This is a genomic window from Bradyrhizobium yuanmingense (genome assembly GCF_900094575.1).
Classification (GTDB): Bacteria; Pseudomonadota; Alphaproteobacteria; order Rhizobiales; family Xanthobacteraceae; genus Bradyrhizobium; species Bradyrhizobium yuanmingense.
In genome coordinates, this window is record NZ_FMAE01000004.1 from 320661 (window position 1) to 335245 (window position 14585).

Consider the following 14585-nt stretch of genomic DNA (forward strand, 5'->3'; position numbering starts at 1 on the left):
CAAACGCGACTACCGTCCGTCTCATGGTGCGGCATGTGCGGTGCCCAACGGCGCGCGCGATGATCTGCCTTCCCGCTGGCGGGTCGTTTCCTCACGATTCCGATACTAGTCGTGGCTGCTTGGTAACGCTATCATTTTGTTCGCCGCGCCCGCGGCTGATACGGCTGGCCTGCTGTCCGAACGTCGCGCCGACGAGCTTTGCCGCTCGATCACCTTGAAGCCGAGATCGAGCACCGGCTGCTCCGGGCGGCGGCCCTCGATCGCGTCGATCAGCATGGTGGCGGCCGTCTTGCCCATCTCATAGCGGTTGGTGCGGACGCTGGTGAGGGTGGGGACGGCGGCGGCCATGAATTCGAGATCGTTGAAGCCGACGATCGCGATCTGCCCGGGGACTGCGATCTCCCGGCGCCGGCATTCGAACAGCACGCCGAGCGCGAGGTCGTCGTTGGCGCAGAACACCGCATCGATGTCCGGCTCGCGCGCCAGCAGATCGGTGAACAGGGCGCCGCCGAGCGTCACCGAGGTCGGCGTCGCCGTCGTGACCACCAGGCGCTGGTCGAACGATCCGGCGTCCTTCATGGCCGAGACATATCCGTCCAGCCGCCGCTGCACCCTGGGATCCATCCTCGCGCCGACGAAGCCGACCTTGCGGTGACCTTGCTCGAACAGATGCGCGATCGCCGCGCGGGCCGCATCATAGTGCGAAAAGCCGATCATCATGTCGACCGGGTCCGGGCCGATCTCCATGATCTGCACGATCGGACAGTCCGCGGCCTGAAGCATCGCGCGGGACTCCGCGGTCTGGTCGATCCCGGTGACGATCAGCCCGGCCGGCTTCTGCGCCAGAAACAGACGCAGCAACTTCTCTTCCTGGAGAATGCTGTAGCGCGTGTTTGACAACTGGATCGAGTAGCGGCTGCCTTCGGAGGCGTCATAGATGCCGCGCAGCACGTCCGAGAACACGTTATTGGTGAGCGATGGGATCAGGACACCGATGACCTCGGTGCGTTGCGAGGCGAGGGCGCGCGCGGCAAGGTTGGGCACATAGCCGAGCTCCTTGGCGGCGCTCTCGACCCGCGTCCGCTTCGCGACCGACAGGGCCTCCGGATTGCGGAAAAAGCGCGACGCGGTAATCGGGCTGACGCCGGCGAGCTCGGCCACTTCGGCCAGCCGGATTTTGCCTGACTTGGTGCGTTTTCGACCCATTTGCTGCTCTTAACACAGTCAGTCCCGCAAACAAAGGAACGTTGACAGCGCTACCAGCAACGACTAACCAAAGACAAATTGCCAAAACCGCACAAACTACCGACAATGTTGCCCGCTAATATCGGGCCTGGTTCGGTAAAGTCCGAAAAACAAGACGGTCGCGGCGCGAGAGGCGCCGTGGACTTTCGAGGAGGGAGCTAGATGTCGTCTGTGCAAATCCGCGACGTGCGGAAATCGTTCGGCAATTTTGAAGTCCTGCACGGCGTGACGATTCCGATCGAGGACGGCCAGTTCGTCGTCCTGGTCGGCCCCTCCGGCTGCGGCAAGTCGACGCTTCTGCGCATGCTCGCCGGCCTCGAGAACATCACTTCCGGGACGATCTCGATCGGCGACCGCGTCGTCAACAATGTCCAGCCCAAGGAGCGGGACATTGCGATGGTCTTCCAGAACTACGCGCTCTATCCGCACATGACGGTCGCCGACAACATGGGCTTCTCGCTCAAGCTGCGGAATGCCAGCTCGGACGAGATCAACAAGCGCGTCAAGCGCGCCGCCGAGATCCTCGCGCTGTCGCCGCTGCTCGACCGCTATCCGCGACAGCTCTCCGGCGGTCAGCGCCAGCGCGTCGCCATGGGCCGCGCCATCGTGCGCGATCCGCAGGTGTTCCTGTTCGACGAGCCGTTGTCGAACCTGGACGCCAAGCTGCGCGTGGCCATGCGCACCGAGATCAAGGAGCTGCACCAGCGGCTGAAGACGACGACCGTCTACGTCACCCACGACCAGATCGAGGCCATGACCATGGCCGACAAGATCGTTGTCATGCATGACGGCATCGTCGAGCAGATGGGCACCCCGCTCGAGCTCTACGACAAGCCCGACAACCAGTTCGTCGCCGGCTTCATCGGCTCGCCTGCCATGAACTTCCTCAAAGGCCATGTGCGCGTCAACGGCGTTGCGAGCTTCGAAGGACCGAACGGCGTCAAGCTCCCGCTCAAGACCGCGCCCGCCAATTCCGACGGCCGTCCTGCGGTCTATGGCGTGCGGCCGGAGCACTTCACCATCGCCGATGACGGCGCCGAGGCCGAGATCATCGTCGTCGAGCCGACCGGCTCGGAGACGCAGGTGTTTGCCAAGCTCGGCGGCGAGCAGGTCGTCGCGGTCTTCCGCGAGCGTCACCAGTTCAATCCGGGCGACAAGGTGCGGCTGAAGCCCGAGCCATCGCTGGTCCATCTGTTCGACGATGCGACGGGCAAACGCATGAACGCCTAACGCATCAGACGACAAGGCATAAGACGACAAAAAGCATCACAGGGAGGACAACATGCAAGACTTTACCCGCCGGTCTCTGCTTCAAGGCGGCACCGCTTTGGCTGCGACCGGCATGCTGACGGGGCCGGCACTGTTCGACTTCGCCAAGGCCTGGGCGCAGAGCGCGCCCTGGAAGGCCGAGCCCGGCGCCAAGCTGACGGTGATGCGCTGGAAGCGCTTCGTGCCGGCGGAGGACGATGCGTTCAACGCGATGGTGGCGGCGTTCAAGGCCGCGACCGGCACCGAGATGAACACCTTCAGCGAGTCCTTCGAGGACGTGCAGCCGAAGGCCTCGGTTGCGGCCAACACCGGCTCCGGCCTCGATCTCGCCTGGGGTCTGCACACCCTGCCGCAGCTTTTCCCGACCAAAGTGCTGAAGATGAATGATGTCGCCGATTATCTCGGCAACAAATACGGCGGCTGGACCGATGCGGCGGCCAAGACCTGCAAGCTCGGCAACGACTGGCTCGGCATTCCCGTCGCGACCAACGGCGGTTACATGACCTACCGCAAGTCGGCGCTCGACAAGGCTGGCTTCAAGGAATTCCCGAAGGACTTCCCCGGCTTCCTCGAGATGTGCAAGGCGCTCAAGGCCAACAACACGCCGGCCGGCTTCGCGCTCGGTCACGCCTCGGGCGACGGCAATTCCTGGCTGCACTGGGTGCTGTGGGGCCACGGTGCCTACACGGTCGACCAGAACGACAAGATCGTCATCAATTCGCCGGAGACGGCGAAGGCGCTGGAATATTGCAAGGCGCTGTACGACAACTTCATTCCGGGCACGGCGTCCTGGAACGATTCCTCCAACAACAAGGCGTATCTCGCCGGCGAGCTCTATTGCACGGCGAACGGCATCTCGATCTACGTCGCCGCCAAGACCGATCCCAGCAAGAAGGAGCTCACCGAGGACACCTATCACGCGCTCTGGCCGGTCGGTCCGGTCGGCAAGCCGACCGAGCTGCAGCTGGCGCTGCCGATCCTCGCCTTCAACTTCACCAAATATCCGAATGCGGCAAAGGCCTTCGTCGCCTTCATGCTGGAGAAGGAGAACTACGAGAAGTGGCTGGCCGGCGCGCAGGGCTATCTGACGCAGACCCTGAACGCCTATGAATCGGCGCCGATCTGGACGGCCGATCCCAAGAACGCCGTGTTCTCGCAGGCCTCCAAGCGCACGCTGCCGGCGTCGGGCATCGGCACCGTCGGCGAGAAGGCGGCAACCGCGATCGCCGACTTCATCGTCGTCGACATGTTCGCCAATTACTGCACCGGCGCCAAGGATGCGAAGGGCGCGATGGCGGAAGCCGAGCGCCAGCTGAAGCGCATCTATCGCTGAACAGTCACGGGGCGGGCGCCTCTTGGGTCGCCCGCTCGTCAACATTTCGATCAGGGATATCGGGCATGGCTGATGTCGCAATTCCCCGGGCCAAGCCTCAGATGACCGAGGCTGGCGCCTGGGCCCAGCTTAAACACAATCGCAATTGGCTCGGCTTCTGGTTCATGGTGCCGGCCATGGTGTTCCTGATCTTCTTCCTGGCCTATCCGCTGGGGCTGGGCATCTGGCTGTCCTTCACGGACACGCGCATCGGCAGGGTCGGACAGTTCATCGCCTTCGAGAACTACGAATGGCTGTGGGACGATTCCATCTTCTGGCTGTCGGTGTTCAACACGCTGCTCTACACCTTCGTCGCCAGCGCCTTCAAATTCGGCATCGGCCTTTACCTCGCGCTGCTGCTCAACGAGCACATGCCGTTCAAGGCGATGCTGCGCGCGATGGTGCTCATCCCCTTCATCGTTCCGACGGTGCTCTCCGCGCTCGCCTTCTGGTGGATCTTCGACTCGCAATTCTCGATCATCTCCTGGTCGCTGAAGCAGCTCGGCCTGATCAACCAGAACATCAACTTCCTCGGCGACACGACCTGGGCACGCATTTGCGTGATCTTCGCCAATATCTGGCGCGGCGTGCCGTTCGTCGCGATCACGCTGCTCGCAGGCCTCCAGACCGTCTCGCCGTCGCTCTATGAAGCCGCGACGCTCGACGGCGCCACGCGCTGGCAGAATTTCCGCTACATCACCTATCCGCTCTTGACGCCGATCATCGCCGTCGTGATGACCTTCTCGGTCCTGTTCACCTTCACCGACTTCCAGCTGATCTGGGCGATGACGCGTGGCGGCCCGGTCAACGCCACTCATCTGATGGCGACCCTGTCCTATCAGCGTGCGATCATCGCCGGGCAGCTCGGCGAGGGCGCCGCGATCTCCAGTGCGATGATCCCGTTCCTGCTCGCCGCCATCATGGTGTCCTGGTTCGGCCTGCAGCGTCGCAAGTGGCAGCAGGGAGAAAACAATGACTGATCTCCCCACCTCGCGGATCGATCTCAAGGCCGTCCTGCATAGCTCGGCTCCGACAGTCGCGAAGGATGATCACAGCGAGGGCATGAGCTATCTGCAGTCGGTGCCGCGCAGGCTGGTGACGCTGTACCTGCCGCTCGCCATCATCGTCGTCGTCCTGCTGTTCCCGTTCTACTGGATGGCGCTGACCTCGGTGAAGCCCGACGAGCAGCTGCTCGACCTCGACAAGTACAATCCGTTCTGGACCTGGAATCCGACCTTCAAGCACTTCCACAAGCTGCTGTTCGAGAGCTACTATCCGTACTGGCTCTGGAACACGATGTACGTGGCGATCTGCGCGACGGTGCTCTCGATCATCGCCTCGGTGTTCGCCGCCTACGCCATCGTGCGCTTGCGTTACAAGGGCGCCAATCTCGTCGGCGGGCTGATCTTCCTCGCCTATCTGGTGCCGCCGTCGATCCTGTTCATTCCGCTCGCCACGGTCGTGTATCAGTACGGCCTGTTCGATTCGCCGCTGGCGCTGATCCTGACCTATCCGACCATCCTGATCCCGTTCTCGACCTGGCTGTTGATGGGCTATTTCAAGACCATCCCCTTCGAGCTCGAGGAATGCGCGCTGATCGACGGGGCGAGCCGCTGGCAGATCCTGATCAAGATCGTCGTGCCGCTGGCCATTCCCGGCCTGATCTCGGCCTTCATCTTCTGCTTCACGCTGTGCTGGAACGAGTTCATCTACGCCCTGACCTTCCTGCAATCGACCAGCAACAAGACGGTGCCGGTCGCGATCGTGAACGAGTTCGTGGACGGTGACATCTACCGCTGGGGCTCGCTGATGGCGGGCGCGCTGGCCGGCTCGCTGCCGCTCGTGATCCTTTACGCCTTCTTCGTGGAGCATTATGTGTCGGCGATGACCGGCGCCGTGAAGGAATGATCGCGGGGCTTGCCGAGGGCGCGCCAATGGTTTCAAGAGCGGCGCGCTCCGGCCAATAAGTCCGGCCAATAAGAAGGAGTTGAGCTCTTGCACATTCTGGTTCTCGGCGCCGCCGGCATGGTCGGCCGCAAGCTCTGTGAACGGCTGCTGCGCGACGGCCGGCTCGGCAAGAGCGATATCACCAAGCTGACCATGCATGACGTGGTCGAGCCGAAGAAGCCGGAGCAGGCCGGTTTTGCCGTCGAGACCGTCTCGGGCGATTTCGCCGTCCCGGGCGCGGCTGAGAAACTGATCGCAGGTCGCCCCGACGTGATCTTCCATCTCGCCGCGATCGTCTCCGGCGAGGCCGAGCTCGACTTCGACAAGGGCTATCGCATCAATCTCGACGGCACGCGGATGCTGCTCGATGCGATCCGCCTTGCGGGCGGCGGCTACAAGCCGCGCGTGGTGTTCACGTCCTCGATCGCAGTGTTCGGCGCGCCGTTTCCCGATGCGATCGGCGACGAGTTCTTCCATACCCCGCTGCTCAGCTACGGCACGCAGAAGGCGATCGGCGAACTTCTGCTCGCCGATTATTCCCGCCGCGGCTTCCTTGACGGCATCGGCATCCGCCTGCCGACCATCTGCATCCGGCCGGGCCTGCCCAACAAGGCGGCATCGGGCTTCTTCTCCAACATTCTGCGCGAACCGCTCGCCGGCAAGGAAGCGATCCTTCCGGTCTCCGAGGACGTCCGCCACTGGCACGCGACGCCTCGCTCGGCCGTCGGCTTCCTGCTTCACGCCGGCACCATGGATCTCGCCACTGTCGGCCCGCGCCGCAACCTGACCATGCCGGGCCTATCGGCCACGGTCGGCGAGCAGATCGCCGCCTTGAAGCGGGTTGCGGGCGAGAAGGTCGCCGCGCGCATCAAGCGCGAGCCCGATCCCTTCATCGTCGGCATCGTCGGCGGCTGGCCGCGCAATTTCGATGCCAGGCGGTCGCGCGAACTCGGCTTCACCACCGCCGAGAAGACGTTCGACGATATCATCCGCATTCACATCGAAGACGAGCTCGGCGGCAATTTCGTCGCCTGAGCTCGGACTGAGCGGGCCCTGATGATGGCGAGCGTTGCTTGCATCGGCGAATGCATGGTCGAGCTGCGGCAGGCCCAGGGCGGCGCGTCCGCCGGGCAGGGGCAGGGCGGTGGCCTGTACTCACGCGGCTTCGGCGGCGACACCCTCAACACGGCGGTGTATCTGGCGCGCCTGGACGTCAAGGTCGATTATCTCACCGCGCTCGGCGATGACGCCCTGAGCGACGAGATGGTCGCTGCCTGGAATGCGGAAGGCGTCGGCACGCGGCGTGTCGTGCGGCTCGCGGGCAAGCTGCCCGGCCTCTACATGATCCAGACGGATGCGAAGGGCGAGCGCCAGTTCTTCCATTGGCGCGACAGTGCGGCCGCGCGCCAGCTGATGAGCCTGCCGGAGACGGACGAGCTGCTCAACTCGCTGATGAGCTACGACGTCGTCTATCTCTCTGCGATCACGCTCTCGATCTACGACGCGGCCGGGCGCGAGCGCCTGTTCGGCGCCATCAAGCGCGCGCGCCTGCTCGGCACTCGCTTCGTGTTCGACACCAATTTCCGCGCGCGCGGCTGGCCGGACCGCGATATCGCGCGGGAGGTGTTTGCGACCGCCTTCGCAGCCGCCGACATCGTGCTGACCTCGACCGAGGATCTGCTCGCCCTCCATCCCGGCGAAAGTCACGACCAGCTGATGGCGCGCATCCCAACCCCGGAACTGGTGTTCCGTCTGCCCGAGCCGGTGAGCCTGTTGCGCTACCCCGGCGGCGCCAGCGAGGTCCGCGCCGAGCCCATGACCAAGCCCGTGGTCGATACCACCGCCGCCGGCGACAGCTTCGCCGCGGCCTATATCGCGGCCCGGCTCGCCGGCGCCGAGCCGGTGGAGGCCGCCCTATCAGGACATCGGCTCGCCAGCCTCGTGATCTGCTATCCCGGCGCCATCATTCCGGGCTATGCCATGCCGCCGAAGAAGCGGCACCGGCCGGCGGCGTCCCGCCAGGCCAACAATTAGACAGCGACCAAATGAATCGAGACCCATGACCACGGCTGCCCAACAGAACCACCTCGTCGCGCTGTTCAAGGCTGCGACCGTCATTCCCGTCCTCACCATCGAGCGCATCCAGGATGCGGTGCCGCTGGCGCGCGCGCTGGTTGCCGGCGGGGTCCGCACGCTGGAGGTGACCTTGCGCACCCCCGTTGCGATCGAGGCGGCGCGCGCGATGATGACCGAGGTCCCCGAGGCGGTCGTCGGCATCGGGACCATTCTCAACCCGTCCGACTTCAGCCGCGTCGAGAAGCTCGGCGTCGCGTTCGGCATCAGCCCGGGCCTGACCCCCGATCTGCTCAAGGCCGCGACCGACAGCTCCTTGCCGTTCGCGCCGGGGATTGCCACGGCCTCGGAACTGATGATGGCGCTGTCCTACGGTTTCGACGTCGCAAAGTTCTTCCCGGCGGAGCAGGCCGGCGGCATCAAGGGCCTGCGCGCCCTCGGCGGGCCGTTCCCGAACGTGCGGTTCTGCCCGACCGGCGGGGTGGGCGAGGCCAATGCCGCGACCTGGCTGGCTGAACCCAATGTCGTTGCGGTTGGCGGGTCCTGGCTGTGCCCGACGGCGGAAATCCGGGCCGGGAACTGGGCCGGCATAACTGCCATCTGCGAGCGGACCCTCAAGGCGCTGAAAGCCGCGTGAAGTCTTGCCATCCCTGGGCTAAGACTTAGCTCAGGAAGAGGCCTCCAGGGAGAAATGACCATGACCGCCAGCATCGTCGGATGGGCGCATACGCCGTTCGGCAAGTTCGACACCGAAACCGTCGAAAGCCTCGTCACCCGCGTCGCCAATGAGGCGCTGGCGGATGCCGGCATCTCGGCCGGTGATGTCGACGAGATCGTGCTCGGCCATTTCAACGCCGGCTTCTCGCCGCAGGATTTCACGGCGTCGCTGGTACTGCAGGCCGATCCCAAGCTGCGCTTCAAGCCGGCGACCCGTGTCGAGAACGCCTGCGCCACGGGATCTGCCGCCGTGCATCAGGGCCTGCGCGCGATTGCCGCAGGGGCGGCCAAGATTGTGCTGGTCGTCGGCGTCGAGCAGATGACGCGCACGCCGAGCGCCGAGATCGGCAAGAACCTGCTCAAGGCTTCCTACCTCCCTGAGGACGGCGACACGGTCGGCGGTTTCGCCGGCGTGTTCGGCAAGATCGCCAGCTCCTACTTCCAGAAATACGGCGACCAGTCCGATGCGCTGGCGCTGATCGCGGCCAAGAACCACAAGAACGGCGTCGCCAATCCCTTCGCCCAGATGCGCAAGGACTTTGGCTTCGACTTCTGCCGCGCCGAGAGCGAGAAGAACCCCTATGTCGCCGGCCCGCTGAAGCGGACGGACTGCTCGCTGGTCTCCGACGGCGCCGCTGCGCTGGTGCTGGCCGATGCCGAGACGGCCAAGGGCATGACCAAGTCGATCGGCTTCCGCGCCACTGCGCACGCCCAGGACTTCCTGCCGATGAGTAAGCGCGACATCCTGCAGTTCGAGGGCTGCACGGTCGCCTGGCAGCGGGCGCTGGAGAAGGCCGGTGTCACGCTGTCCGATCTCTCCTTCGTCGAGACCCATGACTGCTTCACCGTCGCCGAGCTGATCGAGTACGAAGCGATGGGTCTGACGCCGAAGGGGCAGGGCGCCCGCGCCATAAAAGAAGGCTGGACGCTCAAGGACGGCAAGCTGCCGGTCAATCCGTCCGGCGGCCTCAAGGCCAAGGGCCATCCGATCGGCGCCACCGGCGTCTCCATGCATGTGATGACCGCGATGCAGCTCGCGGGCCAGGCGCCCGAGGGCATGCAGCTCAAGAACGCCAAGCTCGGCGGCATCTTCAACATGGGTGGCGCGGCCGTCGCCAACTACGTCTCCGTCCTGGAGCCGCTGAAGTAGTTTGATCCTGTAGGGTGGGCAAAGGCGCCATACGCCATGCCCGCCTTATTTCTTTGCGTTAGATCATGGTGGGCTCGCGCGGCCCCCTTAATGCTCTGATTGATTTTGCGGGAAATGCATCATGAGCACTAACTACGAAGATTCACTGTCGATGGACGCACTCAACGATCGTATCGCGATCCTCGAGGACAATATCCGCCAGCTCATCGAGCAGGCCGCTGCCGCCTCCGGCGAGCAGAACGAGTCGCGCATCGCCGACCGGATCAATCAGCAGAATGACGAACTCGACCGGCTCCTGAAGATCCGGGAATCCCGTCAGAAGAAATAGCGGCCGACGTCGCCCCGCGGCGCATGCCGCCATACGCCGCCCGCCCTTGCGCGAGCGGCGGCACTGCCGTTAGCTGGACCGAAATCGCGTGGGCAGTTGGGCTCGGCGCAATCGGGAGCGAACGATGGGGCCGCTGAAAGGCATCAAGGTCGTCGACATGACCACCGTGCTGATGGGCCCTTATGCGACCCAAATGCTCGGCGATTACGGTGCCGACGTCGTCAAGCTGGAATCGCTGGACGGCGACGTCACCCGCCTGATCGGCCCGATGCGTCACGCCGGCATGGGGCCGGTATTTCTCAACACCAACCGCAGCAAGCGCTCGATCTGTCTCGATCTGAAGAAGGCTGCGGGGCGCGAAGCCGTGCTGCGGCTTTTGAAGGACGCCGACGTCCTGGTCTACAACGTCCGCCCGCAGGCGATGGCGCGGCTTCAGCTCGGCTACGACGTCGTCTCCGCCATCAACCCGCGCCTGGTCTATGCCGGCGTGTTCGGCTTCGGCCAGGACGGGCCCTATGCCGCAAAACCCGCTTACGACGACCTGATCCAGGGCGCCACGGCGCTGCCGGCGCTGATGGCGCAGACCGGCGACGGCGTGCCGCGCTACGTGCCGAACGCGCTCGTCGACCGTATCGTCGGCCTCACCGCGGTCGGCGCGATCTGCGCCAGCCTCGTGCACCGCGACCGCACCGGCCGCGGCCAGCGTCTGGACATTCCGATGTTCGAGACCATGGCCGGCTTCGTCATGGGCGACCACATGGGCGGGCTCACGTTCGAGCCGCCGCTCGACAAGGGCGGCTATGCCCGCCATCTCTCGCGCGACCGCAGGCCCTACAAGACCTCGGACGGCTATCTCAGCGTCATCGTCTACAACGACAAGCAGTGGGAGAACTTCTTCAAGGCCACGGGGCGCGACGACCTGCGCGCCGATCCCAAATTTGCAACCTTCGCCGGCCGGGCCGCCAATATCAATGTGGTGTATGCCGAGCTCGCCCGCATCTTCGAGACGCGGACCACGGCGGAATGGATCGACCTGCTGACGAAAGCCGACGTGCCTGTCATGCCGATGCACGATCTCGCCTCGATCCTGCACGATGAGCATCTGGAGGCGACCGGCTTTTTCCCGGTGGTGACCCATCCGGCCGAAGGTCCGATCCGCAGCATGAAAGTGACGGCGACCTGGTCCGAGACCGAAGCCGAGCCGGTACGCCTGGCGCCGCGGCTCAACGAGCACGGCGCCGAGATCTTGCGCGAGATCGGCTATTCCGCTGACGAGATCGCAGCCATGGTGCGCGACGGCGTCACGCGTGACGCACCGGAGTAGGGGGAGTGCAGATGACCACGCTTCTCTCATCCGTCGTTCCGGGGCGCGCCCACTTGGGCGCGAGCCCGGAATCCATTCATCCTCCGCACATGCCGTTCGATGGATTCCGGGCTCGTGACTTCGTCGCGCCTCGGAATGACGGTGGAGAAATGGCACCATGAGCTTCATCACCGGCGTCGGCCTCACGTCGTTCGGCAAGCACGAGGGCTCCTCCTCGCTCGACCTGATGAGCGAGGCCGCGCAAGCCGCGCTCGACGATGCCGGCCTCGAGCGCACCGACATCGACGGCATCCTCTGCGGCTATTCCACGGTCTCCCCGCACATCATGCTCGCCACCGTCTTCGCCGAGCATTTTGGTATCCGCCCGTCTTACGCCCATGCCGTCCAGGTCGGCGGCGCCACGGGTCTTGCGATGACGATGCTTGCACATCATCTCGTCGCGTCAGGTGTCTGCCGGAACGTTCTGGTGGTCGCTGGCGAGAACCGGCTCACCGGGCAGAGCCGCGATGCCTCGATCCAGGCGCTGGCGCAGGTCGGCCATCCCGACTACGAGGTGCCGTTAGGACCGACCATTCCCGCTTATTACGGCCTCGTTGCCAACCGATACATGCACGAATACGGCGTGACCGAAGAGGATCTCGCCGAATTCGCGGTGCTGATGCGTGCTCACGCCTGCACCCATCCCGGCGCGCAATTCCACGATCCCATCAATGTCGCCGACGTCATGGCCTCCAAGCCAGTGGCGCTGCCGCTCAAGCTGCTCGATTGCTGCCCGGTCTCCGACGGCGGCGCGGCGTTCGTTGTCAGCCGCGAGCGAACCGGGGAAGCGGGCGTGCGTATCCGCGGCTGCGCCCAGGCCCACACGCATCAGCATGTCACGGCAGCGCCCGCCCTCAGCGAGCTTGGCGCCGAGATCTCCATCGCGCGTGCAAAGGCGACCACGGGTCTCGCGATCTCCGACGTGCGCTACGCCGCGATCTATGACAGCTTTACGATCACGCTCGCGATGCTGCTGGAAGACCTCGGTCTCGCCGGCCGCGGCGAGGCGGCCGCGCGCGTGCGCGCCGGCCATTTCAGCCGTGACGGCGCGATGCCGCTGAATACCCATGGCGGCCTGCTCAGTTACGGCCATTGCGGCGTCGGCGGCGCCATGGCGCATCTCGTCGAGGCGCATTTGCAGATGACGGGGCGGGCGGCCACCCGCCAGGTCCGCGACGCCTCGATTGCACTGCTGCACGGCGACGGCGGCGTGCTGTCGTCTCACGTCAGCATGTTCCTGGAGCGGGTCAGATGAGCGAGCGTCTGGCGGACTGGACAAAGGGTAAAGAGGCCATCACCTACCAGACCTGCACCGCATGCGGGCATGTACAGTATTTTCATCGGGCCTTCTGCGCAGCTTGTGGCGAATCGGGCCCGCGCGAGCAGCGCGCCAGCGGCAAGGGCAGGGTGTATGCGACCTCGTTGGTCTGCCGCGCGGCAACGCCCGAGACGCGCGCGCACGTGCCCTACAACATCCTGCTGGTCGATTGCGCCGAGGGTTTTCGCATGATGGCCCACGGCGAGAATGACCTCGCCATCGGCGATTCGGTCATCGCGAGCTTCAAGCCGTTCGCCGGCAAGCTGGTGCCGTTCTTTGCCAAAACCAAATAGGGAAACGCGAATGTAGCCCGGATGGCGCGCAGCGAAATCCGGGATTCGCACCTCGCGGACAGACTTCCCGGATTGCGCTGCGCTTCATCCGGGCTACACGCCAACCGAGGGATCCGTCATTCGGGGGCGGTCATGCGACCGAGCCTGGAACGGGAATTCTGGGCTTGGCTTGTGCGAGAGCCACCCCGGAATGACGAAAACGCTGAGCGCCTGATTCGGAAAAGTGTGAAGCGGTTTTCCGAAAAGATCATGCGCAATCGAAATACTCTAACGCCCGTAGAACAAGATGCTGGCGATGACGAGCATCGCCGTCACCGCCAGCATATGCGCGAGCGCTCCCGAGGCTGCCCCCTTGGTGGCTTCCTTCATGCCGTTTTCTCCCTAGACTTGGGCGTGACTCATCGTTGCGCGGTGAGCGCTTACGACGGCCAATTGTTTTTACTCGGAACACCCCTTGCGAGTATCCGCCGCGATTTGTCCCCCGCGGCGAATATCGACTGTGTCAGGGTCGATCAGCAATGCGGCGGCAATTTGACTCGATGATGTTGCTCGTGCGTCCCCACGCGAATAGAGTCTTCGGGAACCTTCGCCAACGGCGACAAAAAGCATCAAAAGATCAGGGAAACTTTAGGAAAATCATGGCCCGCATTCAGTACAGCGACCCGTCCAAGGCATCCGACCGCACCCGCGAAATCCTCGACAAGAACCGCCATGCCAACATCTTCCGGATGATGGCGCATTCGCCGAGTTACTTTGAGCAATATTGCCGCCTCGGGGGCGCAATCAGGCACAAGGGCGAGCTCGACCCCATCGTGCGCGAGCTTGCGATCACCCGTACCGGCATCCTGTGCGAGGCACCCTATGAGATCGTCGCGCACAAGCGCATCGGCAAGAATGTCGGCGTCACCGACGAGCAGAACGAGGCGCTCGAGAACTGGCAGGCCGCATCCTGCTTCAACGAGGTGCAGCGCGCCGCGCTCGCCTTCACCGACGAGATCGTGAAGCTGACGAAGCCGACGGATGCGACCTTCAAGGCGATCGCATCGAAGCTGACGCCAGCGGCGCTGGTCGAGCTCCAGCTCTCGGTCGGCTTCTACATCATGACGTCAAAATTCCTGGAGACGTTCGAGATCGACCTCCAGCCCGTCACCGAAGTGGTGGGCTGATCCAAAGCTCGGCTTGCGAGGGATGCTCATGACAATCGATGAATATGCGGCCTGGGCCGCAACCATTGCCAAAGTCGACGAGCATCCGTCGAACGAGCGGTTGTCTTATCTCGGGCTGGGCCTTGCCGCTGAGGCGGGCGAGGTCGCCGAGCACATCAAGAAGCTCCTGCGCGACGACTGGCTCGACAAGGCCGGTCTCGTCGAAGAGCTTGGCGATGTCGTCTACTACTGGGCCTGCCTGTGCGCCGCCACCGGCCAGCAGCCGTCCGCGCTGCTCAACGCCAGTGCCGCCAAGATCAGGCGACGCATCAGCGAAGCGGCGAGCCGGTAGAGCAAGTGAAAGC

At 64.3% G+C, this 14585-nt stretch carries 15 protein-coding genes; 14 read left to right on the plus strand and 1 reads right to left on the minus strand.

Going from position 1 to position 14585, the window contains the following annotated elements:
* Positions 1-105 precede the first annotated feature (105 nt).
* Entirely contained in the window at positions 106-1206 is a 1101-nt protein-coding gene (gene gntR, locus GA0061099_RS15015) for an HTH-type transcriptional regulator GntR (RefSeq protein WP_036022457.1), read from the minus strand.
* 201 nt (positions 1207-1407) lie between these two features.
* On the opposite strand from gntR, the gene GA0061099_RS15020 reads away from it, so the two are divergent.
* The 14 genes from GA0061099_RS15020 to GA0061099_RS15085 all read left to right on the plus strand — a co-directional run bounded on the left by GA0061099_RS15020 (position 1408) and on the right by GA0061099_RS15085 (position 14572).
* Complete coding sequence (locus GA0061099_RS15020) at positions 1408-2475, plus strand: ABC transporter ATP-binding protein (RefSeq protein WP_036001178.1); 1068 nt, start codon at positions 1408-1410, stop codon at positions 2473-2475.
* Between the two features lie 52 nt (positions 2476-2527).
* Positions 2528-3847: an ABC transporter substrate-binding protein gene (locus GA0061099_RS15025; protein WP_036022467.1), complete on the plus strand. Its 1320-nt coding sequence runs from the start codon at positions 2528-2530 to the stop codon at positions 3845-3847.
* A gap of 101 nt (positions 3848-3948) precedes the next feature.
* Complete coding sequence (locus GA0061099_RS15030) at positions 3949-4866, plus strand: carbohydrate ABC transporter permease (RefSeq protein ID WP_193375039.1); 918 nt, start codon at positions 3949-3951, stop codon at positions 4864-4866.
* A complete protein-coding gene (locus GA0061099_RS15035) occupies positions 4859-5794 on the plus strand; it encodes a carbohydrate ABC transporter permease (RefSeq protein WP_036022472.1) in 936 nt (311 codons plus the stop codon). Before GA0061099_RS15030 ends, GA0061099_RS15035 begins: the two co-directional genes overlap by 8 nt.
* An 87-nt stretch (positions 5795-5881) precedes the next feature.
* On the plus strand, positions 5882-6868 hold the full coding sequence (gene denD / locus GA0061099_RS15040) for a D-erythronate dehydrogenase (protein WP_036022474.1): 987 nt from the start codon (positions 5882-5884) through the stop codon (positions 6866-6868).
* A gap of 24 nt (positions 6869-6892) precedes the next feature.
* The gene (locus GA0061099_RS15045; protein WP_036022494.1) at positions 6893-7867 is read left to right on the plus strand and encodes a sugar kinase; all 975 of its coding nucleotides are present in this window, start codon (positions 6893-6895) and stop codon (positions 7865-7867) included.
* Positions 7868-7892: 25 nt separating this feature from the next.
* Positions 7893-8543, plus strand: a complete 651-nt coding sequence (gene eda / locus GA0061099_RS15050) for a bifunctional 4-hydroxy-2-oxoglutarate aldolase/2-dehydro-3-deoxy-phosphogluconate aldolase (RefSeq protein ID WP_036022476.1) — start codon at positions 7893-7895, stop codon at positions 8541-8543.
* 60 nt (positions 8544-8603) lie between these two features.
* Positions 8604-9773, plus strand: a complete 1170-nt coding sequence (locus tag GA0061099_RS15055) for an acetyl-CoA acetyltransferase (protein WP_027571779.1) — start codon at positions 8604-8606, stop codon at positions 9771-9773.
* 121 nt (positions 9774-9894) lie between these two features.
* Positions 9895-10101 (plus strand): hypothetical protein, encoded by a 207-nt coding sequence (locus tag GA0061099_RS15060; protein ID WP_036001140.1) that lies wholly within the window; start codon positions 9895-9897, stop codon positions 10099-10101.
* Positions 10102-10225: 124 nt separating this feature from the next.
* The gene (locus GA0061099_RS15065) at positions 10226-11425 is read left to right on the plus strand and encodes a CaiB/BaiF CoA transferase family protein (RefSeq protein ID WP_036022478.1); all 1200 of its coding nucleotides are present in this window, start codon (positions 10226-10228) and stop codon (positions 11423-11425) included.
* 157 nt (positions 11426-11582) lie between these two features.
* Positions 11583-12719 carry a thiolase family protein gene (locus GA0061099_RS15070; protein WP_036022481.1) on the plus strand — a complete coding sequence of 379 codons (1137 nt, stop codon included), beginning with the start codon at positions 11583-11585 and terminating at the stop codon, positions 12717-12719.
* Positions 12716-13075, plus strand: coding sequence for a Zn-ribbon domain-containing OB-fold protein (locus tag GA0061099_RS15075; RefSeq protein WP_036022483.1), 360 nt, complete (start codon positions 12716-12718; stop codon positions 13073-13075). The genes GA0061099_RS15070 and GA0061099_RS15075 overlap by 4 nt, the downstream gene beginning before the upstream one ends.
* Before the next feature lie 638 nt (positions 13076-13713).
* Complete coding sequence (locus GA0061099_RS15080; RefSeq protein ID WP_036001128.1) at positions 13714-14241, plus strand: carboxymuconolactone decarboxylase family protein; 528 nt, start codon at positions 13714-13716, stop codon at positions 14239-14241.
* Between the two features lie 28 nt (positions 14242-14269).
* Positions 14270-14572: a nucleoside triphosphate pyrophosphohydrolase family protein gene (locus GA0061099_RS15085; protein WP_036022497.1), complete on the plus strand. Its 303-nt coding sequence runs from the start codon at positions 14270-14272 to the stop codon at positions 14570-14572.
* The last annotated feature ends 13 nt before the right edge of the window (positions 14573-14585 follow it).

Excerpts from the sequence above, each read along its gene's own strand:
- GA0061099_RS15020 (WP_036001178.1), top strand. The coding sequence starts at position 1,408 with ATGTCGTCTGTGCAAATCCGCGACGTGCGGAAATCGTTCGGCAATTTT.
- GA0061099_RS15070 (WP_036022481.1), top strand. The coding sequence starts at position 11,583 with ATGAGCTTCATCACCGGCGTCGGCCTCACGTCGTTCGGCAAGCACGAG.
- GA0061099_RS15030 (WP_193375039.1), top strand. The coding sequence starts at position 3,949 with ATGACCGAGGCTGGCGCCTGGGCCCAGCTTAAACACAATCGCAATTGG.
- GA0061099_RS15035 (WP_036022472.1), top strand. The coding sequence starts at position 4,859 with ATGACTGATCTCCCCACCTCGCGGATCGATCTCAAGGCCGTCCTGCAT.
- GA0061099_RS15065 (WP_036022478.1), top strand. The coding sequence starts at position 10,226 with ATGGGGCCGCTGAAAGGCATCAAGGTCGTCGACATGACCACCGTGCTG.
- GA0061099_RS15025 (WP_036022467.1), top strand. The coding sequence starts at position 2,528 with ATGCAAGACTTTACCCGCCGGTCTCTGCTTCAAGGCGGCACCGCTTTG.
- GA0061099_RS15060 (WP_036001140.1), top strand. The coding sequence starts at position 9,895 with ATGAGCACTAACTACGAAGATTCACTGTCGATGGACGCACTCAACGAT.
- GA0061099_RS15055 (WP_027571779.1), top strand. The coding sequence starts at position 8,604 with ATGACCGCCAGCATCGTCGGATGGGCGCATACGCCGTTCGGCAAGTTC.
- gntR (WP_036022457.1), bottom strand. The coding sequence starts at position 1,206 with ATGGGTCGAAAACGCACCAAGTCAGGCAAAATCCGGCTGGCCGAAGTG.
- GA0061099_RS15085 (WP_036022497.1), top strand. The coding sequence starts at position 14,270 with ATGACAATCGATGAATATGCGGCCTGGGCCGCAACCATTGCCAAAGTC.
- eda (WP_036022476.1), top strand. The coding sequence starts at position 7,893 with ATGACCACGGCTGCCCAACAGAACCACCTCGTCGCGCTGTTCAAGGCT.
- GA0061099_RS15080 (WP_036001128.1), top strand. The coding sequence starts at position 13,714 with ATGGCCCGCATTCAGTACAGCGACCCGTCCAAGGCATCCGACCGCACC.
- GA0061099_RS15075 (WP_036022483.1), top strand. The coding sequence starts at position 12,716 with ATGAGCGAGCGTCTGGCGGACTGGACAAAGGGTAAAGAGGCCATCACC.
- GA0061099_RS15045 (WP_036022494.1), top strand. The coding sequence starts at position 6,893 with ATGGCGAGCGTTGCTTGCATCGGCGAATGCATGGTCGAGCTGCGGCAG.